This is a genomic window from Collinsella sp. AM16-21, from assembly GCF_003471905.1.
In the GTDB taxonomy this organism is placed as follows: Bacteria; Actinomycetota; Coriobacteriia; order Coriobacteriales; family Coriobacteriaceae; genus Collinsella.
In genome coordinates this window covers 94,334-120,288 of sequence record NZ_QRKJ01000005.1, presented here as the reverse complement: position 1 = coordinate 120,288, position 25,955 = coordinate 94,334, and the positions used below count along the sequence as shown (strand labels likewise).

Here is a 25,955-nt window from a genome sequence, read left to right as displayed (position 1 = left end):
CACTAGAAAGCGAGCTCTGCTGCCCACTTATCTGTGTCGATCTCCATGAACTGCGAGCGGATGAAATTCTTCTTGAGGTCGAACGGAACCGTGCAGTCGAAGATGGCCTTGCAGGCGATGCCGTGCTCGCGGATCGAAGGATCGAACGCGGGGTCGTTGGACGGGTCGAGCACGTGGCAGTGGCAGCCGGGGATGGTGATGAGGTCGACGTCGGCCTGGAAGCGCGTGGTCATGGCCCACATCACGTCGCTCATATCGAAGATGTCGACATCCTCGTCAACGAGGATGACGTGCTTGAGCTCGGAGAACGCCGAGAAGGCGAGCATGGCGGCGTTGCGCTGACGGCCCTCGTCATTTTTGCTCGACTTCTTGAACTGCATGATGGCAACGAACTTGCCGCCGCCGCAGGGGGCAGCGTGGACGTTGAGCAGGCGGCCCGGGATAGCGGTCTCGACCATCTTGTAGATGGAAGCCTCGGTGGGGATACCGGCCATGGAAACGTGCTCGTGCGAAGGGCCGATGCAGCTCTCCATAATGGGGTTGACGCGCGTGGTGACGGCGGTGATCTTGATCACCGGGCATACCTTGGCGCCACCGGTGTAGCCGGGGAACTCGGGCATGGCGTAGCCGTGGCCGTTGACGTCCTCGTTGATGGTTTCGTCGTGCATGAGGTAGCCCTCGAGCACGTACTCGGCATTGGCAATGCACTTCTGCGGAACGGTGACACAGTCGGCGAGCTCGACGGCGTGGCCGCGCAGGGCGCCGGCGATCTGCAGCTCGTTGAAGCCGAGCGGCGTGGTAGGAGCCTCGAAGCCGCAGCACATGTACACGGCGGGGTCCAGGCCGATGGAGATGGAGATGGGCATGTCCTCGCCACGCTGGCAGTACTCGTCAAAGAACGCGCCCAGGTGACGGCTGCCCGGGGTAATCCACATGGCGAGCTTGTCCTTGTCGACGCAGGAGAAGCGGTGGATGGTCACGTCGGACTGGGAGCCGTCGGGGCTCGTGCCGTAGGCGAGGCCCATGGTGATGTAGGGGCCGCCGTCGACGGGCGTGTTGGTAGGAGCGGGAACGATCTTGCGCAGGTCAAAGCCCTCGTCGGTCGCCTTGTACACGACCTCCTGGCAGTCGACGTGCGCACCCTCGGCGATCTGCTCGGGCGCGATCAGGTTCTCGAAGCGCTTGCCGAACTCGAGGCCCAGGTGTTCCTCGTCCAGATCGAGCAGGGCGGCAACGCGCTTGCGGCTGGCAAGCATGCCGATGCAGACCTTGGCATCGTCAAAGCCCTTGACGTTGTTGAAGACCATCGCCGGACCCTCTTTGGTCGGACGCATAACGGTGCCGCCGGCGCCGACGTGGCGATAGACACCCGAGACCTCGGCGTCCGGATCGACCTGGGTGTCGGTCTCGAGCAGCTGGCCCGGCATCTCGCGCAAAAAGTCGAGTGCGGAGCGCAGGTCGTGGATCTGGGAAGCATCGGTAGTGGACATAGCATGCTCCTTTCGGGAGAGTGCCCGGCGGCGGGGATGCCGCCGGGCTGGGTAACGTAGTGGGGCCGCGGCGCTCATAGATGAGGCGCTCGACCGTTTACATCAGGCCAAAGAGGTGGAACCAGGCAGCCTCGACCAGCACGACGATAAAGACAACCGCAGTGAGGGGAATGCCCATGCGCATGGCCTCTTTGGAGGTGTAGCCGCCGGCGTCCTTGCCCTCGCCGATAAGGATCGGCAGGTTATGGAACGGCAGGATGTAGTGGATGTTGATGGACGTGAAGACGATGAGCGCCACGGCGAGCGGGCTTACGCTGGAGCCGGCCGCGAAGCTGATGAACGCCGGCACGCACACACCGAGCACGGCCATGACCGAGCCCATGAACATATGGATAACCATGGAGAGCGCGGCGACAAGCAGGGCGAACAGGAAGATGTTCTCGGGCACGGAGCTGGGAAGCACGACATCGGCGATCCAGGCGTTCATGCCGGTGGCACCGCCCACGGAGCCCACGGCCATGGCAGCCGTCAGGAACATGAGGGACTTGATGTCGACAGCGTTCCAGCTGGCGGGGGTGAGGACCTCGCCGATGATGGGCATGGCGAGAGAAACGCCGATGGCAAGTGTCACCCAGCCGATGTAATCGCCCGAAACGGTAAGCCACAGCGCGATGGCGATGACAAGCCACACGATGGTGCGGATCTCCTTGACGGAGAGCTTGCCGAGCGCGGCCTGCTTGGCCACGATCTGCTCGCGATCGTAGACGAGCTCCTTGCTGGGCTTAAAGAGGAACAGGCCCAGGAACAGGGTGCACAGCAGCGCAACCAGCATGGGCACGCTCATGTACAGGAACCAGTCGATAAAGGACGGGCTCATGCCGCCGGCCTCGGCGCTGTACTGTGCAACGAGCGGGTTGAGCGTGGAGTCGCCCGTCAGGAAGAACATGGAGCCCGGGGCGGCAGCGGCAAACACGAGGAAGCCGAGCTTACCCTTGTCGTCGTCCCCGTAGCCGGCGGACTCGGCGATGACCGAGACGACGGCGAGGATGAGGAAGGCGCGGGGAAACGGGTGCGGGATCAGCAGCGACAGCACAAAGGTGAGCGCGAAGATCGAGATGATGAGCGACTTGGCATCGCGCACGAACTTGAGCATAAACGCATAGGCGATGCGCTCGCCCAGGCCCGACTCCTTGACCGCGCTGGCGATGAGGTAGGCGCCAATGACGAGCCACATGGTGGCTTTGGTCCACGAGCTAAACGTGGAGGCGACCGTCGCCGAGATGCTCGCGGCGCCCGTGTCGTCCACGCACACCTTGAACAGAACGAGCAGCGCGCAGTAGAGCAGGCCCACAAAGCCCGGCTGTGCCACGCCACACGCCCAGAACACCACCGTGGCGAGCGTCAACGCCAGACAGGTCTGACCGCCGACCGTAAGCTCGACCGTCGAGCTCAGCTCCGCCAAAGGAAGAAACTTCACCAGCAAAAAGACAACGATACCCAACACAAAGCCAATTTCGCGCTTGGTGATCTTAAACGCCTTCTTTTCCGCTTCCATCTCCCCACCTTTCTTGTTGGGGGCACCCGGCGCCGCGGCGTGTGCCGCTACAGCAAAAGGGAGTGCCCGTTATTGGACACTCCTTACGTTGCGCTGTGTTGTTGCAATACAGTCAAGCGGGATTTTTGGATGAGAAGCGGTCCCCTGGACAAAAACCATCACAACATTCGACGCTTTTCCTCGTTTTCGAGATTTTCATCGAATGTTGTGACGGTTTGGATATGGCAAAGGGACTGTACCTTTGTTACATAGCGAGGGCCGTACGGATGGATGGGTCGCTGAGGGCCTCGCGAAGCCAGGGGGCCAGCTGCTCGGGGTGACCCTGCAGATAGCCTTTGAGCTCGGACGGAGCCACGCGACGCACCTCCGAGATCTCCTCTTGGTTGATATGCAGCTCGCCCGGCTCAACATGGGCAAGGTAGACCTCGCACCATTCGCACTCGCAGCGGCCGTCGCCGTGGTCCTCGCGGTACACCACGTGTCCGAGGTGCTTGAGCTGATCGGGCTCGCGCGTGATGCCAAGCTCTTCGTTGATGCGACGTGCCGTGGCGGCCGCGACGTCTTCCCCGGGGAGCGGATGGCCGGCACAGCTATCGGCCAGCACCCCGCCCCACAGGCGTTTGAGCGGACTGCGACGACAGAGCAGCAGGCGCGCGTCTTCGCCCTGGCCCTCGACCAGAAGCGTCAGAAATGCCTGATGCAGGATTCCCTCGCCGGTATGGGCCTCGATGCGGTCGACGGGGCCAAGCGCCTCGCCGGTCGCGACATCGACCGCCACGACCTCGGCGCCTGCGCCGCCCTTATCCCAGCCGGCGCGCAGAATGCGGGCTGCGGCCTCCTCGAGCGCGGCGATGAGTTCCTTGGTGGTATCGAGCATGCGCCGCAAGTCGTCCGCGGTCGCGTTCTCCACATGAAAACCCGTGCTTGCAACTACCGGCACGCCAAAGCGCGTGGCCAGCGCCGCCGCAATATCGTGCGCCGGGATCTCGTCTCGATGGCACGGAACGGCCAGGATGCTCACCGTCGCCGTACGGCCGGGCTCGGGGCGAGGAATGGCCTGCGCCGTGGCGCCCAGGTGCGCAAACTCCGGCGAGCAGGCGTACACCGCCATGCCTCGCGGCGTCACCGTCAACTGGGCCTCGAGCGCAAACTTGCCCTCGCCCACTACAACCTTTGTCGTGTGCATACCCATGGGATCTCCTGTCGCCCGCAATGTACCTGAGACCATCTTCGCCTGTATTGCGACTATACAGGCAAGCGCAGCCTGCGACAAAGGAGGCAGGCACCTGACACATTCTGTTAGAGTTGCAGGGATTGAATCCCGCTTATTCATGCGACATTGGAGTTACAACCTTGACCGCCGCAACCACGCCTAAAAGTAAGTCAACCGCCGCCGCGCTCTCCCCCGCGCGCACCAAGCTCTGCCTGGCGCTGCTCGTGCTGTTGGGATTCTCGCTCGGCTGCTCCGAGTTCGTGGTCATCGGCATCGAAAGCGACCTGGCGACGGAGCTCGGCATCTCGCTTGCCACAGCGGGCCAGCTCATCAGCGTGTTCGCACTCGTCTACGCCATCGCTACGCCGGTGCTTGCGCTCAGCACGGGACGCTTCCGCCGCTACCGGCTGCTCGTGTGCTACAGCATCGTCTTTGTGCTCGGCAACCTGGTCATGGCGTTGGCGCCCAACTTCCAGGTACTGTTTATCTCGCGCATTGTCCTGGGCTCTGTCTCGGGCGCACTGCTCGCCGTGGGCGTGACGTACATCCCCGAGCTGCTGTCCCCGCAGCAAACTTCGCTTGCCATCTCGGTGGTGTACGGTGCGTTTTCCGTGGCGATGGTCTTTGTCACTTCGATCGGCAAGTTTGTGGCCGACACGCTCGATTGGCACATGGCCATGTACGGCACGCTGACCTTTGCCGTTCTAATCTGCGGAGCGCTCGTGGCGTTTATGCCGCGCGCTGGGCAGACCGATGAGCCCGCCACCTTCCGCGAGCAGGCGGGTCTGCTACGCGAGCCGAGCATCATCACCGGCATGCTCATCTTTTTGTTTGGCGTGGGCTCGGTCTACGTATTCTACGGCTACGTGACGCCTTATCTTGAGCAGGTGCTGGGCATGGGCACGGTCGAAGCCAGTACCACGCTTATGGCCTACGGCGTGTTCTGCCTGATCTCGAACATCCTGGGCGGATGGATCGACGCGCGTTTTGGCATGAAGGCACTGCTTGTGACGTTTGTGCTGCAGGCCGCGGCGTTACTCGGGCTGTTTGCCGTGGGCGGCACCATGCCGCTCGCACTGGTCTTTGTCTTTAGCTTGGCGCTGCTCATGTACCTGTTCTCAGTCTCGTGCATCACACACTTTATGGACGTGGCACGCAGCCGCCATCCCAAATCGATGGTACTCGCAAGTTCGGTTGAGCCCATGGCGTTTAACGTCGGTATCTCGTTTGGCACCGCAGTGGGCGGCGCCGTGGTAAGCAGCATTGGCATTGCGTACGTGGGCGCAGTGGGCGCCGCGTTCTCGCTTGTGGCCTGGATGCTCACGCTGGTGACGATCAAGTTGGCTCGCTGGGAGCGCAGGCGGGCGAGGGCATAGGCGTAGATGCGATACTCGAGCTCGATGATGGCGATCGAAAGGAAACCGCACATGCAACGTGTACTGTTTATCTGTCATGGAAATATCTGCCGCTCGACGATGGCTGAGTCGGTGTTTACCGAGCTGGTGCACCGCGCCGGACGCGCGGACGAGTTTGTCATCGATTCCGCCGCGACCTCGACTGAGGAGATTGGCAACCCACCGCATCGTGGCACTGTTGCCAAGCTGCGCGAGGTCGGGATTCCCGTCGTCGCACATCGCGCGCGCCAGGTGCGTCGCGCGGAGTATGGCGACTGGGATCACATTGTCTATATGGACGATGAGAACGCCCGCGGCCTGCACCGCATCTTTGGCGACGACCCCGACGGCAAGATTACGCGCTTGCTCGATTGGACCGAGCGCCCCGGCGACGTGGCCGATCCCTGGTACACCGGCAACTTCGATGCCACCTACCGCGACGTGCTCGACGGTTGCACTGCCATGCTCGAGCAGATGTAGGTTTGCGGGCGCACAAACCGCGCGAACCGCGTCATCGGTATACATCGAGCGTGGATTTTCTCTCGTATACAGATCGAGCGTGGAAAATCTCCCACTTTGAGCGTTCAAGTGCGCTCTAAACGGGAGAAAATCCACGCTCATTTTCTCGGGCAGTGGAACTCGATACGACCAAGGGACTGCCCCTTTGTCACATTCGGGACTGGCCCTAGACCGGCTTGACCTCCAGCTTTATCCCCTCGGCACGGGAGTCGCCCAAAACATCCGAAAGGACCCAGGTCGCATATAGCGGCAAATAAAGAACAGCTCCGTTGCGCTCAACGTTGCCTCTCGAGAAAACAATCCCGAGCCTTACGCCATATTCGGCCGTATCAAGCACATGACCGAGCGCAGCGTGCGCGTGGTAATAGGAGCCCGATTTAACCTCGATCGGGACAGCCGTCCCATCCGGTCCGTCGACCACAAAGTCCACTTCGCCGCGCTTTTTCGTCTGATAGTAGTAAAGCTGGCGATTCTGGGCAGCCAGCTGCTGGGCCACCACGTTTTCGTAAATGCCGCCCAGATTGGGTTCCTTGCTATCAAGATACGCCGCCTGGGCGACGCCAACGGGGTAGCGCGCCATCAACATGCCCGTATCCGATTGGTATAGCTTGAACTGCGATGGCCGTGCCGTCTTGAGCAGGGGCGACTTTGGCTCGGTTACGATATCCGCCTTGAGAGCAACGCCGGCATCGACAAGCCAGACAAAATCTCGCTGGTACTTGTCGTAATGCGCCTTGAGGTCAATGGAATTGAGCACGAAGCGTTTGTTTTCGCCCTCGAGCATAATAGGGAGCTGATCGTAAATGCTCTGCACCTGAAGGGCTCGCCCGCTTGCATACTTGGAGATATCCCGCCGGTACTGTTCGTTGAGCTCTGACTGTAGCTGACGAACAGAGGCAAGGTCGCCCCGCGTGTCAAGGAAACGCTGCACGACCTCTGGCATTCCACCGACAACGGTATAGGTCCTGAAGTTTGCCATCATCGCGTCGTGAATGTAATCAGGAATGGGCTTCTCGCTGATACACGCGTCGCGTATCGTTTGGCGAGCTCCCTCGCTCACCCCGATCGCCCAGCAAAACTCCTCGAAATCGAGCGGGAACATCCTAAGCTCGTGAACATATCCCACGGGATAGGACCTAACGACCTTGAACTGGGTCCCGAGCATTGACCCCGAAAACGCCCAGCGGCACCTCCCGTCCTCAACAAGGAACTTTGCCATCGTCATGATGTCGGGGGCCTCTTGGACCTCATCGATAAACACGAGCGTTTTGCCCGGTGCTATCGGCTTTCCCGAGAGAAGCGTCACCCTGCTGATGAAATCGTCGGCATCCCGTGCCTCGAGAAGAGCATCTTTTGCCTGGCGATTTTCCATGAGGTTGAGTTCGATGTAGGTTGCATGGCTGGCTTTGCCAAATGCGCGAATCGAATAACTTTTGCCGATCTGGCGAGAACCCGTAATGAATAAGGCCTTTTGCTCGGCAGACTTCAGCCAACGCTCCAGCTCTGCCGCTATTTTCCTACGCAGCATAGGCTCTCCCCTCAGTGTCATCAAATGAAATGCAAGGTTTATATGCTTGATTATCGATGAAATGCAGAGTTTTTAGAACCTAATATCGGATGAAATGCAGAGATTTAGGATTATAGGCAAAAAAGAAGGGGCACCATCGGCGGATGCGACAAAGGGCCCGCCCCTTTGTCACATCCGGCTATTCGTCGACGATCTCGGCAAGCCAGACGTTCAACGTGTCGACCTCGGGACAGCAGAACTTTGCCGTGCCGGGCTCGTTGCCAGGCACGGTTCCGCCATAGCGCAGGATATCGATATAGGGAAAGCCCACATGGCAGGCCATGGCGCACATCTTGCCGCGGTCTCGGTCGAAGTCAAAAACGTCGCCCGGCTTGTGACCATGATGGCAGCGGCACGTTCCCAGCTGGTCCACGCAGCTCACGCGGATACGCGGACGTTTGTCCCGCGGCGCGCCGAGCGGCTTGCCCCCGCCCGCAGGCTTGGCGCCGCCCTCGCCAGCGTTACTCATGGTCAATCACATCCAGGCAGGCTTCGATGGGAAGGCCGGCCGACTTGTCCTCCTGGTCGGCATTGCGCTCGATAAGCTCAGCCACCACACGCATGGCATCGGACGTCGCGCGCTGCAGACTCCAACCTGCCATAACGCGGCCGACGAGCACCGCCGAGAACGTGTCGCCCGTGCCCGGGAAATAGACCGGAATGAGCTCAAAGGGAATCATAAAGTACTCCCCCGCTACATGGTCGTAACCGATAACCGCGTTCGTGCCATTGACCACGGCGCTCGTAATGACCACCGACTTGGCACCCAGCTCGCGCACGGCGTCCACAAGGGCGCGGCCCTCATCGGGCGTAATTTCCTCGGCAATAGGCCTATCGGCAAGCAGGCACGCCTCGGTATAGTTAGGCACCGCGTAGTCTGCGCACTCCAGAAGATGCCGCATAAGGCCAATCGTGGACTCGGGCACGCCCGCATAGAGCTTGCCGTTGTCGCCCATGATGGGGTCGACGAACACCTTGGTGCCCTTTTGCGCGCGGCGGTGGCAAAAGTCCGAGATGATGCGCGTCTCTTCCTCGGTCACGATAAAGCCGGTCGAGATGGCGTCGAACTCAAAGCCGAGCTCCTCCCAGATGGCAAGACTCTGACGCACGTACTCCGTGGTGTCGTGGATGTAGAACTTGGGGTAGTTAAGCGTGTCGGAAACGAGCGCCGTCGGCAAGTTATGGATACGGTAGCCCATGTGCGACAGCACCGGCAGCATGGCGGAAAGCGCGACCTTGCCGTAGCCGCACATATCGTTGATCAGCAGCAGCTGAGTATTCTTCATGAAGGTCTCCCTTGTTTCGGGCGCGACGCGCAGCGCCACAGTGCGACTAAGTGTAGCGCAGGGAACGTTGCGAGCGGAGTCGAGCGGTTACGGCGTTTGGCAAAACGCCGTAACTATAAAGTTTGGTACCTTGACATTCATTTCTCATGCTCCTAGATTGGTTAGGCACAAAACAATTCCACTACCTAACTAAAGAAAGGAGCAACACTAATTCATGTGCGATGAACCTCTTAACCTTTGTTCGCATGAGCCCGGCGGCGACCCGTCACAGCCTGCGGATGTACCCGAAGCGGTCAGCGCCGAAGACAAGCTTGCCAAGCGCATCCTCAATAATCTGGGCTTTTGCGGCCATTACATGCACTTTCATGGCGGAGGCGTATCCGGCAAGGCGCCCATCATCTGCCTGCTAGCCAAGCAACCCGGCGGCGAGATGTCGCAGCAGGAGCTCGGCATGCACTTTGACCTCAAGCCGGGATCGCTTTCCGAGATCCTGTCCAAGCTCGAGCTCAACGGCCTCATCGAGCGCAGCCGTAACCCCAAGGATCGACGGCAACTCACCATTCGCCTGACCGAAACCGGCCGGGAAAACGCCCGCATCGACCAGGCAGCCCGCATTCGCTTTAGAGAGCAGGCCTTTAGCGCGCTCACCCACGACGAGCGCGAGGACCTCGCCGAAATGCTCGATAAAATCCGCGTAACCTGGGAGGAACTGGATGATTAAAACCCTCATGGGCAGCATCCGCGACTATATGAAAGTCACCGTTGCTACGCCGTTGCTTGTGCTTGGCGAGGTGCTCTGCGAGATGCTGATTCCATTTATCACTGCCAACCTGATCGACGCCATCAAAGACGGCGCCACCGTAGCCGAGATGCTTCCCACCGCAGGCTTTTTGGTGCTCATCGCGCTGACGTCGCTTGCTTTTGGTGCCGCTGCCGGCGTCACCTGCAGCCATGCGAGCTGCGGGTTCGCCAAGAACCTGCGTCACGACCTGTTCTACAAGATCCAGACGTTCAGCTTTGCCAACATCGATGAGTTCTCGAGCTCCTCGCTCGTCACGCGCCTGACCACCGATATCAACAACGTGCAGCAGGCCTTTATGATGATCATCCGTATCGCCGTGCGCGCGCCGCTGGTATTGATCTTCGCCTTTACCATGGCGTTTATCATGGGCGGCAGCGTCGCCATGGTCTACCTGGTCATCATTCCGCTGCTGGGCTTTGGACTGTTCTTTATCATCTTTAAGGTGCGCCCCATCTTCTCGCGCGTGTTCCACAAGTACGATGCCCTTAACGAGTCCGTCGAGGAAAACGTCACCGGTATGCGCGTGGTCAAGAGCTATGTGCGCGAAGACTTTGAGAAGGAGAAGTTCGCGACCGCCGCGCGCGACGTCCAGATGGACTTCACCCGCGCCGAGAAGCTGCTCGCCTTTAACAACCCCATGATGAACATCTGCGTCAACGGCGCGTTTGTCGTCATCATCTACCTGGGCTCCAAGCTCATCATCACGAGCCAGGGCACGCTGTTCGACGTGGGCCAGCTCTCCTCGACCTTTACCTATGGTTTCCAGATTCTCATGAGCCTGATGCAGCTGTCGATGATCTTTGTCATGGTGACCATGGCCGACGAATCGGCACACCGCATTGCCGAGGTGCTGGCCGCCGAGCCCACGATCGCCGATCCCGCCGAGCCCGTGCTCGAGGTTGCCGACGGTTCCATCGACTTTGACCACGTGAGCTTTAAGTATTCCAAGCATGCGAAGCGCCAGGCGCTCGACGATATCGACCTGCACATTACGAGCGGCGAGACCATCGGCATCATCGGCGGCACCGGCTCGGCCAAGTCCACGCTCGTTAACCTCATCGCCCGCCTGTACGACACCACCGAAGGCGCTGTGCGCGTGGGCGGCGTGGACGTGCGCGACTACGACCTGGACGCGCTGCGTCACCAGGTCGCCATGGTGCTGCAGAAAAACGTGCTGTTTAGCGGCACCATCGCCGAGAACCTGCGTTGGGGCGACCCGAACGCCACCGACGAGGAAGTCCGCGAGGCAGCGCATCTGGCCTGCGCCGACGAGTTTGTCGACGGTTTCCCCAAGGGCTACGACACCTGGATCGAACAGGGCGGCTCTAATGTTTCGGGCGGTCAGAAGCAGCGCCTGTGCATTGCACGCGCCCTGTTGCGTCGCCCCAAGATCTTGATCCTGGACGACTCCACCAGCGCCGTCGACACCAAGACTGACGCCAAGATTCGCGCAGGCCTGGCAAGCTATCTGCCCAACACGACCAAGCTCATCATCGCCCAGCGCATCAGCTCCGTGCAGGACGCAGACCGCATCATTGTCATGGAGGGCGGCCGCATCGCACAGATCGGCAACCACGAAGAGCTGCTCAAGACGAGCGAGATCTACCGAGAGACCTTTACCTCGCAAAACAAGATGTCTGCCGAGGGCGAAGGGGCCGTCGAGGCCGACACCGAGGCATCCGCAACGCAAGCTCAGACCCAGGAAGGAGGCGAGGCACATGAGTAAGGCAACGACCGCCGAGCGCGCGCTCAACCGTAAGGGCGGCACCATGTCGCGCCTCATCAAGACGCTCTTTGACTTCTATCCCGTGCTTTTGCCCCTTGTCGTCGCCGGCGTGGTGCTCTGCGCCATCATCAACTCCATCGGCGCGACCTTCCTGCAGAGCGCCCTGCAGATTATTAGCGAATCGTGGCAGTCGGGCGATTGGGAAGCCGCACAGCCCAAGATTCTGCAGCTCGTGACCACCCTCGCCTGCATCTACGGCGTCGGTGTCCTGTCCTCGCTCTTCTGGAACCGCGCCATGGCTATCGTCACGCAGGGCTCGCTCGAGAAGCTGCGCGAGATGATGTTCAACCGCATGCAGGACCTGCCGATCCGCTACTTCGACACGCACCAGCGCGGCGATATCATGAGCCACTACACCAACGACATCGATACGCTGCGCCAGATGATCAGTCAGTCGCTGCCCAACCTGCTCATGACGATCATCATCATCGTCACGGTGTTCTTTATCATGCTGTACTACAGCGTGTGGATGTGCCTGGTCATCATCGCCGGCGTCGCCTTTATGACCTTTATGACCAAGCTGCTCGGCTCCAATTCCGCGCGTTTCTTCATTGCGCAGCAGACCGAGCTCGGCGTGGTCGAGGGCCATATCGAGGAGGTCATGAACGGCCAGAAGGTCGTCAAGGCGTTCTGCCACGAGTCTGCCGCCGAGGCCGATTTTGACGAGCGCAACGAGAAGCTCTTCGAGGTCTCGCAAAAGGCCAACATGTACGCCAACATCCTCATGCCCATCCTTATGAACCTGGGCAACCTGCTCTACGTGCTGGTCGCACTGGCGGGCGGCATTTTCCTGGCGCTGGGCGTGCCCAACCTGAGCATCTCGGGCATGGCGCTGTCCATCGCCGTCGTGGTGCCGTTCCTCAACATGACCAAGCAGTTCTGCGGACAGATCGGCCAGATCTCGCAGCAGATCAACGCCGTGGTCATGGGCCTCGCCGGCGCCGACCGCATCTTTGAGCTCATCGATGAGGAGCCCGAGGCCGACGAAGGCTACGTGACGCTCGTCAACGCGCAGGTAAACCCCGAGACCTGGGAGCTCGAGGAGGCCGACCACCATACTGGCATGTGGGCATGGAAGCATCCGCACCGCGCAACCGGCGAGATCGAGTACGTGCCGCTGCGCGGCGACCTGGTCATGGACAACGTCGACTTTGGCTACACGCCCGACCACGAGGTGCTGCACGGCGTGTCCGTATACGCCAAGCCGGGCCAGAAGGTCGCGTTTGTCGGCGCCACCGGTGCCGGCAAGACGACCATCACCAACCTCATCAACCGTTTCTATGACATCGCCGACGGCAAGATTCGCTACGACGGCATCAACGTCAACAAAATCCGCAAGGCCGATCTGCGCCGCTCGCTGGGTGTCGTGCTGCAGGACGTGAACCTGTTCACCGGCACCGTGATGGATAACATCCGCTACGGCAACCTGGATGCGACCGACGAGGAGTGCATCGCGGCGGCCAAGCTCGCGGGCGCGGACGACTTTATCACCCGCCTGCCCGACGGCTACGACACCATGCTCACCGGTAACGGTGCCCAGCTGTCGCAGGGCCAGCGCCAGCTGATTTCGATTGCGCGCGCCGCCGTCGCCGATCCGCCGGCGATGATTCTGGACGAGGCCACGAGCTCCATCGACACCCGCACCGAGGCTATCGTGCAGGCGGGCATGGATAAGCTCATGGAGGGCCGCACGACGTTTGTCATCGCGCACCGCCTCTCCACCGTGCGCAACTCCGACGCAATCATCTGCCTGGACCACGGCCGCATCATCGAGCGCGGCAACCACGACGAACTGATCGCCAAGCGCGGGTATTACTACCAGCTCTACACGGGTGCGTTTGAGCTGGAGTAGGAACGATTACTGACGGAGGGTTCCCCGGGGCGGCGGGGTAACTCCTCCGTGCTCAAACATTCTCGCTGCGCTGCGAAACTGCGCGCGGAGGAAATACACCGCCGTCCACGGGGCACCCTCCTACGCGTGATCAGCCCGTCGTTTAAAACGGAATAAAGGTTAGTGAGGCCCTGGCCGTTTGGCCAGGGCCTCGTTTTGTGTGAGCTACTTGAGGAGTTGGGCAATGGCGTTGACGAATTTTTGGACTTGGAGGGTGGGCTCGAGCGGGTAGTGCAAATAGACCGGCACCTCGCGGCCGCACAAAAACGGTACGCCCACAAAGGCCGGGTGCACGCCCGACCACGCTCCGCAGGTGAGCACCGCGTCGCCCTTTTCCTCCGCCTCGTTAAAAAGCGCAAAGTCAAAGCTGTCCACGTCGATCACGTCCACGCCGCCGTCGGCCAAAAGATCGATACGCAGGCTGTCCATGGCGTCGTTGCCGTGACGAAGCACGCGCAGGCGCATACCCTCCAGGTCGGCAACCGTGATGCGCGTCTTGCGCGCGAGTCGGCTTGTGCGCGGCACGTCGATATAAAACGGCACGGTAACGATGCGAAGCTTTTGGCAGGCGTCTCCCCAGCGCGGGGTCGAAAAACTCGACTGCACCACGTCGACCTCGCGTCCCAGACTGCGCATAACGGTCTCGTGCTCATCGTAAAGGTCCCCCACCGGCACAATCTCAAAACGCAAACGCGGTTCCATGTCGTGCAGCTGCGGCCATAGCGCGAGTGTATGGCGCCCCGGGCACATCATCGACACACCCAGGCGCACGGCGCCGCCATCGCCCGCCGCGCGTCGGGCACGACGCAGTGCGTCCTCGGACTGGCGCATGATCGAGCGCGCGTCGTCCACCAGCAGAGCACCCGCCGGCGTCACCTTGACGCCCGAATGCGAGCGCTCGAACAGCGTGATGCCGAACTCGGCCTCGAAGCCCGAAACCTGCTTGACGAGTGCCGGCGTCGACACGCGCAGCTTTGCCGCGGCACGCGAGAAACTTCCCAGCTCCGCGGCGGCCGAAATAGCGTCAAGTCGTCGATCGTACACGTCAATCTCCCGTTTTCGCACGCGCGGGCCCACAGCACCGCAGGGGGTCGTTTTCGCAGGTCACGCGCTCAATTGAGAACAAACCTCAATGTACAGTGTAAACCTACGGTTAACGTCATTCTAACAAATATGCAATTCACCTGCGCGAACGCTAAGCATACGATAACCAGCGAAAACCACGTGGGTCGGTTAATGGGAGCGACCCACCGGGAGGCACAAGAAGGGAAGTTCCTATGAGCAATTGGCTTAAGCTCGAGGGCGATGTTTGCGCCGTGACCGGCGCGCTCGGCGGCATGGGCGTCGAGATTTGCCGCGAGTTCGCCCGCAATGGCGCCAACGTCGTCCTGCTCGACCTGGACGAGAAGAAGGTCAAGGCCGCTGCCGCCGACCTCGCTGCCGAGTTTGGCATCCACGCCGAGGGCTACAAGATGAACGCCACCGACGAGGCCGAGGTTCAGGCCGCCGTCGACGCCACCATCGCCAACTTCGGCCGCGTCGACGTCCTCGTCAACACCGCCGGCATCCTGCGCTTCGCAGCCATGGAGGACCTGCCGCTCTCCGACTGGAACGAGGTCATCAACGTCAACCTCACCGGCTACTTCATCACCTCGCAGCGCTTTGGTCGCGAGATGATCAAGGCCGGCCAGGGCCGCCTGGTTCACATCTCCACCGTCGCCAGTCACTCCCCCGAAACGTTCTCGGGCGTGTACAGCTCCACCAAGGCGGGCGTCAACATGATGTCCAAGATGCTGGCTGCCGAGTGGGGTCCCTACGGCGTGCGCTCCAACTGCGTCGAGCCCTGCTTTGTCAAGACACCCATGTCGGCAAGCTTTTACGCCGATCCCGAGGTCGAGAAGAGCCGCAGCCGCCTCATCGCCGCGCGTCGCATCGGCGAGGTCAGCGATATCGCCAACGCCGTCATGTTCCTGGCGTCCACGCGCTCAGACTTTACCACCGGCGACGCCATCAAGGTCGACGGCGGCTTCTCCAACATGATGGGCGACCTCACCGCCAAGCCCGGCGGCCGCCGCGCCTTTGCCGACAACTACCTCAAGAACAAGGGCGTCGAGCTCTGGTCCGATGAGTCCGGCGTCGCAAAGCCGACTGACCAGTAAACCAGCCTGACAGGGAGGCACCGCGGACACGCCCGCCCCTCCCCCGTATCGATTAGAAAGAGTCCAATGGCTTCCACCAACTCCAACAAGGGTCGCGCCGTCGTGCTTTCCGCCGCGTGCGTCACCATGTTCTTTATCAGCTCCATCGCGCTGTATTCCGTTGTGAGCAAGAACCTACTCGCCGTCTATCCCGAGTGGTCCAGCGCTCTTACCTGGGCTTTCCCGGTCTTCCAGACCATCATGGCCGTGACGGGCATCTTCGCCGGCCGCATCTCCGATAAGATCGGCCCGCGCAACGTCGTGATCGCTGCCGCCGTGTGCTACGGCGTGGGCTGGTTCATGTCCGGCACCGTCACCGAGCCGTGGCAGTTCTACCTGTGGTTCTCGCTCGTCGCCGCCATCGGCAACGGCCTGGGCTACAACCCCGCGCTCACCACCGGCCAAAAGTGGTTCATCGACAAAAAGGGCCTCGCCTCCGGCATCACCCTGGCCGCTTCGACCGCCGGCCCCGCCGTGCTGTCCCCGGTGCTCGCCTCGCTGCTCATCCCGAGCCTTGGCATCTTTGGCGCCCTTAAGGCACTCGGCGTCATCTTCTTTGTGACGATCGCCGCCTCCGCCCTGTTCCTGAAGGCCCCCGAGGCCGGTTGGCTGCCCGAGGGCTTCGAGGTCCCCAAGGGCGGCGCGCACGCCGGCACTTTCGGCGACCTCACCCCGGGCGAGATGGTCAAAACCCCGCGCTTCTGGGTCCTCATCGCCACCTTCGCCTTCGCCGCCACCGCGGGCACCCTGCTCGTGGGCAAGGTTGCCTCCATCGCCGCTGTCCAGCTCTTCGCCGACCCCACGAGCGCCGCGGCCGTCGCCCTCGGCGGTGTGGTGGTCTCCGTCAACACCTGCGCCAACCTGGTTGGCCGCCTGTCCTTTGGTCAGATCATCGACAAGCTCGGCGCCTATAAGTCGCTGCTCATCAGCCTTGTCGTCACCATCGTCGCCCTCGTCATCATGTCGATGAGCTTTACGCAGAGCATGTTCTTTGTGGCGCTCGCCCTGCTCGGCTTTAGCTTTGGCGCCCTGCTCGTCATCTACCCGCCGCTCACCGGTGGCGCCTTTGGCACCAGCAACATCGGCGTCAACTACGGCATCATGTTCTTGGGCTACGCTGCTTCTACCTGGATCAGCCAGCCCATCACCGCCGTGCTGTATCACGCCGAGGCCGGCAGCGCTGCCTACCAGCAGTCCTTCTACGGCGCCATCGTGATCGCCGCCATCGCCGTCGTGCTCACCGTCTACATGATGGTCTCCGACAGCAAGAAGAAGTCCGCCTAGTTATACCGATGTGACAAAGGGGCTGTCCCTTTGTCACATTCCAAGCCACCAGCATTAAGGAGTCGAAATGTCTGAGCTCAACCCCGTCCGCATTGCCGTCATCGGCGCCGGCGCCATGGGCCGCAACCACATCCGCTTTGTCACCGAGGAGCCCGAGGCCGAGCTCGTCGCCATCGCCGACGCCTTTGAGGGTGCCCGCGCCACGGCCGAGGCCGCTGGCGTGCCGTTTTACACCGATCCCGCCCAGATGATGGACGAGGTCAAACCCGAGGCCGTCATTATCGCCACCCCCAACGACCTGCACCTGGGCGTTGCTCGCGAGGCCATCAAGCGCAACATCGTGCCGCTGGTCGAAAAGCCGATCTCCAACGATCTCGAGGATGCCCAGGCCTTTGCCGCCGAGGCCGAGACCGCCGGCGTGCCCGTGCTCGTGGGTCAGCACCGTCGCCACAACCCGTTTGTGAACAAGGCCAAGGAGATCATCGAGTCTGGCGAGCTGGGCAAGCTCACCGTGTCGAGCTTCCACTACATGATCTATAAGAATGACGAGTATTTCGATGTCGAGTGGCGCCGCAAGAAGGGTGCCGGCCCGATCCTGGTTAACCTGGTTCACGACGTCGACCTGCTCCGCTATCTGCTGGGCGAGCCCGTTGCCGTCCAGGGTATGCAGTCCAGCGCCGCCCGCGGTTTTGAGACCGAGGACTCCGCCGTGGTCAACGTCCGTTTTGCCGATGGCGCGCTCGCAAGCATGACCATCTCCGATGCCACCGCCAGCCCCTGGAACTGGGAGGCGACTGCTCGCGAGGACCCGCAGTACCGCCCCTTCGACGCCGACGCCTACTTTATCGGCGGCACCAAGGGCGCCCTGTCGCTGCCCCGCCTGCACCAGTTCTCCTACGACGGCGCCTCCAACTGGCACAAGCCGCTGCAGATGGAGATTCCGGCTGTCGACCCGGCACTGCCGCACAAGATGCAGCTCAAGCACTTTGTGAAGGTCGTCCGCCGCGAGGTCGAGCCCGTCGTGACCCCCGCCGACAACGTCAAGACGCTCACGCTTCTCAACGCTATCAAGGAGGCAGCCGAGACCGGCCAGCTCGTCGAGCTGTAATGCCTTGAGAGCGGCCGCGGCAGAAACCCCATGCCGAGTCCCTCGGTCTGCCATCAACAAGTCCCTCTTCTTTGCCCCGCGAGCAGCCTCCTGCCCGCGGGGCATTTTGCTACCTTGCCAATGATTTTTCTGGGACGGGGGACTTTTTGCACCTTAGCTTGATTCGTTCGCCACGAAATGTGCCTATCTACTACGTTTAACCAATCACCCTCATCCATACCGAATTTCGCGAAATAAAAACCGCAGGTAAATGGCTTGCGCATTTTCGGAAAACCGGGGGATGGTCGACCCACACGGTTCAAACGTAGTAGATAGGCCGCTTTCGTGGTCCCGCGCCAAAACAGTCTTTTTTGAGCGAAGTGGCAGGTGGTATCCTTGGTAGCTCTGTGCTGCAAACGCACCTCAAACGCAAGGAGTCCCATGGATCTTATCGCCCAGCTCGCGCGCGAGCTCAACCTTAAGGCCGCCAACGTCGAGGCGGCCGTCAAGCTCATCGACGAGGGAAACACCATTCCCTTTATCTCGCGCTACCGCAAGGAAGCCACGGGCGGCATGGACGATGTCGCCCTGCGCGCGCTCGACGAGCGCCTGTCCTACCTGCGTAATCTTGAGCAGCGCAAAGAGGACGTCATTCTGCTCATCGGCGCCCAGGGCAAACTCACGCCCGAACTCGAGCAGCAGATTCGCGAGGCCACGCAGCTCCAGCGTGTCGAAGACCTCTACAAGCCCTACCGTAAAAAGCGCATGACCCGCGCGCAGAAGGCCCGCGAGGCCGGCCTGGAGCCGCTCGCCAACATGATCATCATGCAGGCCTCGGCCAAGGGCAGCGCGCTCGACGCCGCCGCGGCATACGTCAACGAGGAGGCCGGCTTCGACACGCCCGAAAAGGCGCTCGCCGGCGCGGCGGACATCGTGGCCGAGACGGTGGCCGAGGACCCCGAGAACGTCGCCGACCTGCGCGCCTTTACGCAAAACACCGCCGACATCGTCGTCGAGGCCACCGACCCCGCCGAGAAGACCCCCTACGAGCCGTACTACAGCTATGATGAGCCGCTGCGTCGCATCCCCAACCACCGTGTGCTGGCTATCGACCGCGGTGAGCGTGAGGGCAAGCTCCGCGTGCGCGTGAACGTCGACGGCGCTGCCGCTACGGCACGCCTCGGCAGCCGCTGGCCCCGTCGCCAGGGCGTGTTTGCTCCCGTCTTTAATGCCGCCATCGCTGACGGTTACAAGCGCCTCATGGCCCCCTCGCTGGAGCGCGAGGCCCGCGCCAAACTCACCGTTCGCGCCCAGACCGAGGCCATCAACGTCTTTGCCAAGAATCTCGAAGGCCTGCTCTCGGCACGCCCCGTACGCGGCGCCCGCGTGCTCGCGCTCGATCCGGGCTACCGTACCGGCTGCAAGGTCGCCGTCATGGACGAGACCGGCAAGCTACTCGACCACGGCGTGGTCTACCCCACCAAGCCGCGCCACGACGTCGCCGGCACCAAGCGCGAGCTCGCCCGCCTCGTCAAGAAGGACAGCGTCAACACCATCGTCATCGGCAACGGCACCGCCAGCCGCGAGACCGAGGAAGTCGTCTCGGAGTTTATTGCCGAGCAGGCGCCCAGCCTTCGCTACACCATCGTCAACGAGGCGGGCGCGTCGGTGTACTCCGCCTCCGAGCTCGCCAGCCAGGAATATCCCGACCTGGACGTCACCGTACGTGGCGCCATGAGCCTGGGCCGCCGCCTGCAAGACCCGCTGGCAGAGCTCGTCAAGATTCCGCCCCAGTCCATCGGCGTTGGCCAGTACCAGCACGACCTTGACCAGGCCGAGCTTTCACGCACCCTGGGCCACGTGGTGGAGGACGTCGTTAACCGCGTGGGCGTCGACGTCAACACCGCAAGCGCAAGCCTGCTGGGATACGTATCGGGCATCACGCCGAGCGTGGCCAAGAACATCGTGGCGTACCGCGAGGAAAACGGCGCCTTTACCGATCGCCGCCAGCTCAAGAAGGTCCCCAAGCTGGGACCCAAGGCATACCTCAACGCCGCGGGCTTCCTGCGCATCAGCGGTGGCACGAACCCGCTCGACGCGACAAGCGTCCACCCCGAGAGCTACGAGGTGGCCACATCCGTCTTGGAACGTGCCGGCGTTGCGGCAAGCGAGCTCAGCCGCGGCGGCGTGCCCGACATCGAGCGCCGTCTGGGCAGCATCTCGGCGCTGGCAAGCGACCTGGACTGCGGCACCCTCACGCTCATCGACATTGTCAACGAGCTCAAGAAGCCCGGCCGCGACCCGCGCGACGACGCGCCCGAGGTGGTCTTTAGCCGCTCGGCACTTTCCATCAACGACCTGGAACCCGGCATGGAGCTCAAGGGCACGGTGCGCAACGTCGTCGACTTTGGCGCCTTCGTCGACGTGGGCGTGCACCAGGACGGCCTCGTGCACATCTCCAAACTGGCCAACCGCTTTGTCAAGCACCCGAGCGACGTGGTACGCGTCGGTGACACGGTCAAGGTGTGGGTCGAAAAGGTCGATCGCGACCGCAAGAAGATCTCGCTCACCATGGTGCAGGGGAAGTAAACCGCCAAAGCGAACGTCCCCCTCTTCGCGGCGAGTGTCGCAAAGAGTGCGGGAATTCCCCGCACTCTTTGCCCCTTCGACAAAGTGGGGTATACTGTCCGCAGTGTGAAAAGCCTTCGTGCTTTTAGCGGCTGCGGGTACCTGTACCTACAGCCGCATTTTTCGTTTTGGAGGCTCGACTATGAAGGAGCGCCCGCTCATCCCGGCAGAACAACAGGTCGCCCACCTCGCAGAGCGGGGCGTCCGCTTCGACATAATGAGCCCCGAGGATGCGGTTGCGTTCCTCCGCGACAAAAACTTCTTTTTCAAGGTCAAGGCGTTTGCGAAGTGCTTCTCAACGTATCGTAGCTCCGCGTCAGAGGGCTACGGACGCTACGTCAACCTAGACTTCGCCTACCTCGCCGAGCTCACCAGACTCGACCACCACCTCCGCGAGCACATCCTCTCGATGACGCTTGACATCGAGCACTACATGAAGGTCCATCTAAACCGGACGATGATGGACGACGGCGCCGACGGGAAGGAGATCCTCGACCTCCTCTTCGCCCACGAGAGGGTGCGTAAGGAGAGGATGCTGGAGGAGCGGTTCGATCCAAGCGGGTCAGAAACAGCCGTCGAGAAGATGAAAGCCATCGCCGACCGGCTAGATGGAGTGGGCGGCAGCGAGCGAGCGACGCTCTTCCTCGAGATGCTCCACATCGCCGAGGACCAGACTTTGGGGATAGACCCGGAGCACCTTGAGCGCAGCGTCTCGTACCTCGGAGACTCGAACTACACCCGGAACCTCGCGAATAAGTATGGCAGACGCGAGGACATGTACGTCTGGAACTACCTGGAACTCGTCTCCTTCGGGGGAATCATCGCGCTTTACAAGTTCTACTTCTACGACCTCAGGAGGGAACGCAGCCAGGAGGCCGAATCCGTCAAGCAGCTCCTGTTCCCCGTGAAGGCCCTGCGCAACGCGGCCGCTCATAACGGCAACGTTCTGAACACGATCGGGCAGCGCCTACAGAAGCCCGTCGGCTCCATCGCGACGGCCGCGCGGGAGGAGCTCAGAATCGACCATGAGCTCGTCGCCCTTACAAAGCGCTTCCCCGTCATCCACGACTTCACCGCACTCGTACTCTGCTTCGATAGAATCGTCAGCGATGCGGACGCGAGGTCGGAAAAGGCAGCAGGCCTGCGCACCCTGCGCGAGCGCTTCCTTGAGCACGCCGACTACTTCGAAAAGCAGATCGAGCTTGACCGAGGAATCAGGATGCTGGGGGAAGTCATGCGCTCGGGAGCCGATGTCATCTCTTCGAGCTCCCTATAGCTCTTCAGCCCCCTAATAGCCCCTTACCATTTGGGCCCCGCTCGAACAGAGTAGGTTCGAGTAGGTTCGAGCAACTCAGCAGCAATCCGACTACCCGCTGCATGAAAACCGCAGCTCAGACGCATGACATGCCGTCCCATGAAGCAGCGGGTTCGGGTAAGAGTACGTCCGAGTGGTCAGAGTAGGGCCCGACTTCCCCCTCTTGGCGACGTGCAAAATCGCGAATATTCAGCATCTCTCGATAGCCCCGCGGTGCCTCAGAGAGCCATAAAAGCAAAAACGGCCCCCGTTTTAGCGTCAATTAGAGCCAAAACGGGGGCTGTTCCGTGCTTCAGCCAGCTGGTAAAAGCCTTTACCTTGCTGAATACTCTCAATTTTGCACGTCGCAGGCGGGGGTACCTTTGCCCGCGGCAGGATATGGAAGCCGAGTGCTAACTTGCCGGCAAGCTCGTGTCGGCAGCCCCGGCCTTTCCTTTACCTAGCGCGACCCTCGCGAAGCGCGTGAGCGATAGGGAAAGGAAAGGCCGGGGCGAACAACCCGCGGCGCAGCCAGTGTTCGCGTTACGGCAAGATATGGAAGCCCAAAGCGGCGATATCCTTGGCAAAGCCGCGCACGGTGTCGAGCGAGACCTCGTACGGATCGCGACCGATGTTCTTGCGCTTGGCCAGGATACTGTTGGGCACCGTGATGATCTGGCAACCGCAGGCTTCGGCCTGGTAAATGTTGATGAGCTCGCGCGTGGATGCCCACAGGACCTCGCAGTTTGGCTTGGCGGCGGCCTTCTTGACCGACTCCGTCATAAACGGAATGGGGTCGACACCCGTGTCGGCGATGCGGCCGGCAAAGAGCGAGATGATGGACGGCGTCTCGGCGTCAACGGCCTCGACCATCTCGTCGACCTGCGCGGGCGTAAAGATAGTGGTGACGTTGACCTTGATGCCGTCGGCCGAAAGCTTGCGCACCAGCTCGGCGGTGGACTCGCCCTTGGTGGTCACGCACGGGATCTTGACATAGACGTTCTCGGCCCAGGTAGCGATCTCGCGGGCCTCGATCTCCATGGTCTCGACGTCGTCGGCAAAGACCTCAAACGAAACGGACACATCAGTGATGTGGGCCAGAACCTCCTTGGCAAATGCGCGGTAATCCGTCACGCCGCCCTTCTTCATAAGGGACGGGTTGGTTGTGAAGCCCTGAACGTTGCCGTTCTCGTACATGTCGAGCATGCCCTCGAGGTTTGCACCGTCAGCGAACACCTTGATTGCCATCTGCCTGATTCCTTTCGCTTGCACATGGGCGTTAAACTGCTAAACACTTTACCTACGTTTATCAAGGCGTGAGCTGCGGTTTTTTATCTTCTCGGCGAACGGCATAAACGCTTTAGCGTTTTTGAGCACACCCTCCAGCGGCAAAACGATTTTGCAGGGCGAGCCGATTTGAGCCGCCCGCCGCGGGTGAACGGTAATTGGACGGTTCCCGCTAGATCAACCCAAAGTGGCGCATGGCGGTGACGGTACCGTCGTGTGCGACGTCGTCGGTCACGTAGTTGGCGACCGCCTTGACCTCGGGCATGGCGTTGCCCATGGCCACAGCCGTCTCGACGGCGGCGAGCATGCCCAGGTCGTTGCCCGAATCGCCAAAGCCAAAGGTGCGTTCGTTGCCAGGGCGACCCAGATACTCCAGTGCCCGCGCCACGCCCACGCCCTTGTCGATACCTTTGGGGTTCAGCTCGCGATTTGTTTGCTGGGCTCGCTTGGAAGAGCGGCGGTAAACGCATCTCCCGATCAAACCGGCACCGCCGAAGCGAACCCCACACACGCCCTCCGGCAAGCGGCACGCGCCCGTCAACGCAAAGGTCCGGCGGGACGCACCTAGCATCCCGCCGGACCTTCACTCGTCCAGGAGGCCGCCGCGACGAGCCCCTAGATCTTCGCAAGCTCCTCGGAGATGACGCGGCAGACGTCCTCAGCCTGAGGCATCACGCCGTACATCTCGAAGAAGCCGTGGTCGCAGCCGCGATAACGAATCGCAGTGACGTCAACGCCCGCATCCTGCAGCCTCTTCGCGAACAGCTCGTCCTGATAGCGCAGATAGTCATACTCGGAAGAGATGATGACCGTGCGGGGGAACGCGCTCACGTCCTCCGCGAACAGCGCGGAAATCAGCGGGTCGAGCATCTTGTCCGCATCGCCGTTGACGTACATGGGCGGAAGATCGTTGTTGGCGAGGCGAATGCGATCAACCCTGCTCAGCGCCTCGGGCCTCTGCTCATCCACGACCTCGTACAGGTCATAGGACCACTCATCCGGAACGGGACCGCCATCAACGAGCGGATAAAGCTCGACAACCGCCTTGATCCTATCCGCGTGAGAGCCCTCGAGCACGACGGCATTCGACAGGCTGCCACCCGCAGAGTCACCAGCCACGGCAATGCGAGCCGCATCAACGCCCAGCTCGTCAGCGTGATCGACAAGCCAGTCGAGCGTCTTCACGCAGTCCTCGACGCCACCCGGGAACATCGTCTCGGGAGACAGGCGGTACTCCGGATAGATCGCGACGCAACCCGTGCGCTCCACGATGTCGCGCAGGCAGTTCTCGTACTGGCCGATGTTGCCCACCATGAACCCGCCGCCATGGATGAACACGAGCGCGGCAGACCCATCCTCGTGCCCCTCCGGCGTGAAGATGTGCAGCGGAATGCCCTTGTCGCCGAAGTTCATGACGACGGTCTTCTTGGCAACGTTCGCGCCCCTCACGACGTGGGTCTCCTTGTTGGGCGCGGAGCGCCACGCGATCACGTCCACCGGTCCGGCCGGCGCCGACCCCGCCGCAGGAGCCGCAGCGAGCTTCGCGTGCGCACGAGCATAGACGCGCGGATCGAGCACGTGCTCGCGGTCGTCACCCGGCACGGGCTTCAGCATCAGCCTCAGGCCGTTAGGCTCGACAACCTCCCTCGCGCCACTCTCAAGCACCTCAAGCTCGGAAGTGGGGTACTTCCTATCCTCGGCGCTCATGGCTAGCCGATCTTCAGCTCGTCGAGCCTGGCGTCGAGCTTGGCCATCTCGTCGGCGGAAAGCTCCCACTCGAACGTCTCGCAGTTCTGAATCGCGTGGGCGTCCGTGCGCACGCCCACGAGAGCGGTGCCCACGTACTCCTTCTGGGTGCTCCAGTTCACGGCAACCTGCGCCACGGGTTTGTCGTGGGCCTCGGCGATCTCGTCCATGACCTTGAGCAGCTCCTGGACGCGCGAGAACTTGGGCTCCCGGAAGTAGTCGTAGAAGCCACCGCGGACGTCGCCTTCCTCGAACTTCGTCAGCTCGCGGAACTTGCCCGACAGGATGCCCGCGCCAAGGGAGCCATAGGTGAAGGAGTCGATGCCACGCTCGTAGCCCCACTTGATGAGGTCCTCGGAGGAGCGGTCAACCATAGAGTAGGGCGGCTGCTGGACGTCAATCTGAGCGACCTTCTCGCACTCCTCGATCATCTCGGTCGTGAAGTTGGAGACGCCGATGTGGCGAATCTTGCCCTGCTCCTTGAGGAGCTGGAGGGCGCACATCGTCTCGGAGAACGGAGTCTTAGCGTCGGGCCAGTGCACGAAGTAGAAGTCGATGTAGTCGGTGCGGAGGTTGCGCAGCGAGCTCTCGACCTCCCTCATGATGTTCTTGAACGAGGAGTCGCGGTCATAGCCGGCGGCGCTGGTGATCAGGCCAACCTTGGTCGAGAGCAGGTAGCTCTCTCTGTCGACGCCCCTGAGCGCGTTGCCGACGACCTTCTCGGACGTGCCGTTGCCATAGCACGGCGCGGTGTCGATGAGGTTGACGCCGTGATCGAGCATGGTGCGGATGGCGGACATGCTGGCGGCGTCATCGTTCTCACCAAAGGAGTCGCCGCCGATCGCCCAGGTGCCCACAGCGAGCTGGGAGACGTCGACATCGGAATTCTTGAGGTGCGTGTAGCGCATGTTCTCTCCTTCTAATGGGG

Annotated in this window: 21 protein-coding genes; 10 read left to right on the top strand and 11 right to left on the bottom strand. The window is 61.6% G+C overall.

Going from position 1 to position 25,955, the window contains the following annotated elements:
• Positions 1 to 2: 2 nt before the first annotated feature.
• The 3 genes from DW180_RS04205 to idi form a co-directional block, all read right to left on the bottom strand.
• Complete coding sequence (locus tag DW180_RS04205) at positions 3 to 1,490, bottom strand: UbiD family decarboxylase (RefSeq protein ID WP_118237606.1); 1,488 nt, start codon at positions 1,488 to 1,490, stop codon at positions 3 to 5.
• Between the two features lie 97 nt (positions 1,491 to 1,587).
• The gene (locus tag DW180_RS04200) at positions 1,588 to 3,045 is read right to left on the bottom strand and encodes an SLC13 family permease (RefSeq protein WP_199569877.1); all 1,458 of its coding nucleotides are present in this window, start codon (positions 3,043 to 3,045) and stop codon (positions 1,588 to 1,590) included.
• Between the two features lie 244 nt (positions 3,046 to 3,289).
• Positions 3,290 to 4,231: an isopentenyl-diphosphate Delta-isomerase gene (gene idi / locus DW180_RS04195; protein ID WP_233545175.1), complete on the bottom strand. Its 942-nt coding sequence runs from the start codon at positions 4,229 to 4,231 to the stop codon at positions 3,290 to 3,292.
• Between the two features lie 167 nt (positions 4,232 to 4,398).
• On the opposite strand from idi, the gene DW180_RS04190 reads away from it, so the two are divergent.
• Both DW180_RS04190 and DW180_RS04185 read left to right on the top strand, forming a co-directional pair.
• Positions 4,399 to 5,634 carry an MFS transporter gene (locus tag DW180_RS04190; RefSeq protein WP_233545174.1) on the top strand — a complete coding sequence of 412 codons (1,236 nt, stop codon included), beginning with the start codon at positions 4,399 to 4,401 and terminating at the stop codon, positions 5,632 to 5,634.
• A gap of 51 nt (positions 5,635 to 5,685) precedes the next feature.
• Positions 5,686 to 6,132 carry a low molecular weight protein-tyrosine-phosphatase gene (locus tag DW180_RS04185; RefSeq protein ID WP_199569875.1) on the top strand — a complete coding sequence of 149 codons (447 nt, stop codon included), beginning with the start codon at positions 5,686 to 5,688 and terminating at the stop codon, positions 6,130 to 6,132.
• Between the two features lie 205 nt (positions 6,133 to 6,337).
• Here the strand turns inward: DW180_RS04185 and DW180_RS04180 are convergent, their stop codons facing one another.
• From DW180_RS04180 to DW180_RS04170, 3 genes are all read right to left on the bottom strand, one after another.
• Positions 6,338 to 7,699: an ATP-binding protein gene (locus DW180_RS04180; protein ID WP_118237600.1), complete on the bottom strand. Its 1,362-nt coding sequence runs from the start codon at positions 7,697 to 7,699 to the stop codon at positions 6,338 to 6,340.
• A 178-nt stretch (positions 7,700 to 7,877) separates the two neighbouring features.
• Positions 7,878 to 8,207: a TIGR04076 family protein gene (locus tag DW180_RS04175; protein WP_199569873.1), complete on the bottom strand. Its 330-nt coding sequence runs from the start codon at positions 8,205 to 8,207 to the stop codon at positions 7,878 to 7,880.
• Positions 8,200 to 9,024 (bottom strand): PfkB family carbohydrate kinase, encoded by an 825-nt coding sequence (locus DW180_RS04170; RefSeq protein WP_117758443.1) that lies wholly within the window; start codon positions 9,022 to 9,024, stop codon positions 8,200 to 8,202. The genes DW180_RS04175 and DW180_RS04170 overlap by 8 nt, the downstream gene beginning before the upstream one ends.
• Before the next feature lie 214 nt (positions 9,025 to 9,238).
• On the opposite strand from DW180_RS04170, the gene DW180_RS04165 reads away from it, so the two are divergent.
• The 3 genes from DW180_RS04165 to DW180_RS04155 are packed head-to-tail and all read left to right on the top strand — an operon-like array spanning position 9,239 to position 13,464.
• A complete protein-coding gene (locus tag DW180_RS04165) occupies positions 9,239 to 9,745 on the top strand; it encodes a MarR family winged helix-turn-helix transcriptional regulator (protein WP_118237598.1) in 507 nt (168 codons plus the stop codon).
• A complete protein-coding gene (locus tag DW180_RS04160; protein WP_117758442.1) occupies positions 9,738 to 11,552 on the top strand; it encodes an ABC transporter ATP-binding protein in 1,815 nt (604 codons plus the stop codon). The genes DW180_RS04165 and DW180_RS04160 overlap by 8 nt, the downstream gene beginning before the upstream one ends.
• Positions 11,545 to 13,464 (top strand): ABC transporter ATP-binding protein, encoded by a 1,920-nt coding sequence (locus DW180_RS04155; RefSeq protein WP_118237596.1) that lies wholly within the window; start codon positions 11,545 to 11,547, stop codon positions 13,462 to 13,464. Before DW180_RS04160 ends, DW180_RS04155 begins: the two co-directional genes overlap by 8 nt.
• A gap of 204 nt (positions 13,465 to 13,668) precedes the next feature.
• Here DW180_RS04155 and DW180_RS04150 read toward each other — a convergent pair whose 3' ends face one another.
• On the bottom strand, positions 13,669 to 14,547 hold the full coding sequence (locus DW180_RS04150) for a LysR family transcriptional regulator (RefSeq protein ID WP_233514502.1): 879 nt from the start codon (positions 14,545 to 14,547) through the stop codon (positions 13,669 to 13,671).
• Between the two features lie 233 nt (positions 14,548 to 14,780).
• Here DW180_RS04150 and DW180_RS04145 point away from each other — a divergent pair, with 233 nt between their 5' ends.
• The 5 genes from DW180_RS04145 (at position 14,781) to DW180_RS04125 (ending at position 21,976) form a co-directional block, all read left to right on the top strand.
• A complete protein-coding gene (locus tag DW180_RS04145) occupies positions 14,781 to 15,662 on the top strand; it encodes an SDR family NAD(P)-dependent oxidoreductase (RefSeq protein ID WP_118237594.1) in 882 nt (293 codons plus the stop codon).
• A gap of 66 nt (positions 15,663 to 15,728) precedes the next feature.
• A complete protein-coding gene (locus tag DW180_RS04140) occupies positions 15,729 to 16,985 on the top strand; it encodes an MFS transporter (protein ID WP_118237592.1) in 1,257 nt (418 codons plus the stop codon).
• A 67-nt stretch (positions 16,986 to 17,052) separates the two neighbouring features.
• Entirely contained in the window at positions 17,053 to 18,093 is a 1,041-nt protein-coding gene (locus DW180_RS04135) for a Gfo/Idh/MocA family protein (RefSeq protein ID WP_055286288.1), read from the top strand.
• Between the two features lie 420 nt (positions 18,094 to 18,513).
• A complete protein-coding gene (locus tag DW180_RS04130; protein ID WP_118237590.1) occupies positions 18,514 to 20,661 on the top strand; it encodes a Tex family protein in 2,148 nt (715 codons plus the stop codon).
• Between the two features lie 181 nt (positions 20,662 to 20,842).
• Complete coding sequence (locus tag DW180_RS04125) at positions 20,843 to 21,976, top strand: Abi family protein (RefSeq protein ID WP_118237588.1); 1,134 nt, start codon at positions 20,843 to 20,845, stop codon at positions 21,974 to 21,976.
• Positions 21,977 to 22,537: 561 nt separating this feature from the next.
• Here the strand turns inward: DW180_RS04125 and DW180_RS04120 are convergent.
• The 4 genes from DW180_RS04120 to DW180_RS04105 form a co-directional block, all read right to left on the bottom strand.
• Entirely contained in the window at positions 22,538 to 23,242 is a 705-nt protein-coding gene (locus tag DW180_RS04120; RefSeq protein WP_199569872.1) for a transaldolase, read from the bottom strand.
• A 211-nt stretch (positions 23,243 to 23,453) separates the two neighbouring features.
• Positions 23,454 to 23,852: an HAD family hydrolase gene (locus DW180_RS10560; protein WP_118237584.1), complete on the bottom strand. Its 399-nt coding sequence runs from the start codon at positions 23,850 to 23,852 to the stop codon at positions 23,454 to 23,456.
• 44 nt (positions 23,853 to 23,896) lie between these two features.
• Positions 23,897 to 24,988, bottom strand: coding sequence for an alpha/beta hydrolase (locus tag DW180_RS04110; protein ID WP_118237582.1), 1,092 nt, complete (start codon positions 24,986 to 24,988; stop codon positions 23,897 to 23,899).
• A 2-nt stretch (positions 24,989 to 24,990) separates the two neighbouring features.
• A complete protein-coding gene (locus DW180_RS04105) occupies positions 24,991 to 25,935 on the bottom strand; it encodes an aldo/keto reductase (RefSeq protein ID WP_055251950.1) in 945 nt (314 codons plus the stop codon).
• Positions 25,936 to 25,955 lie beyond the last annotated feature (20 nt).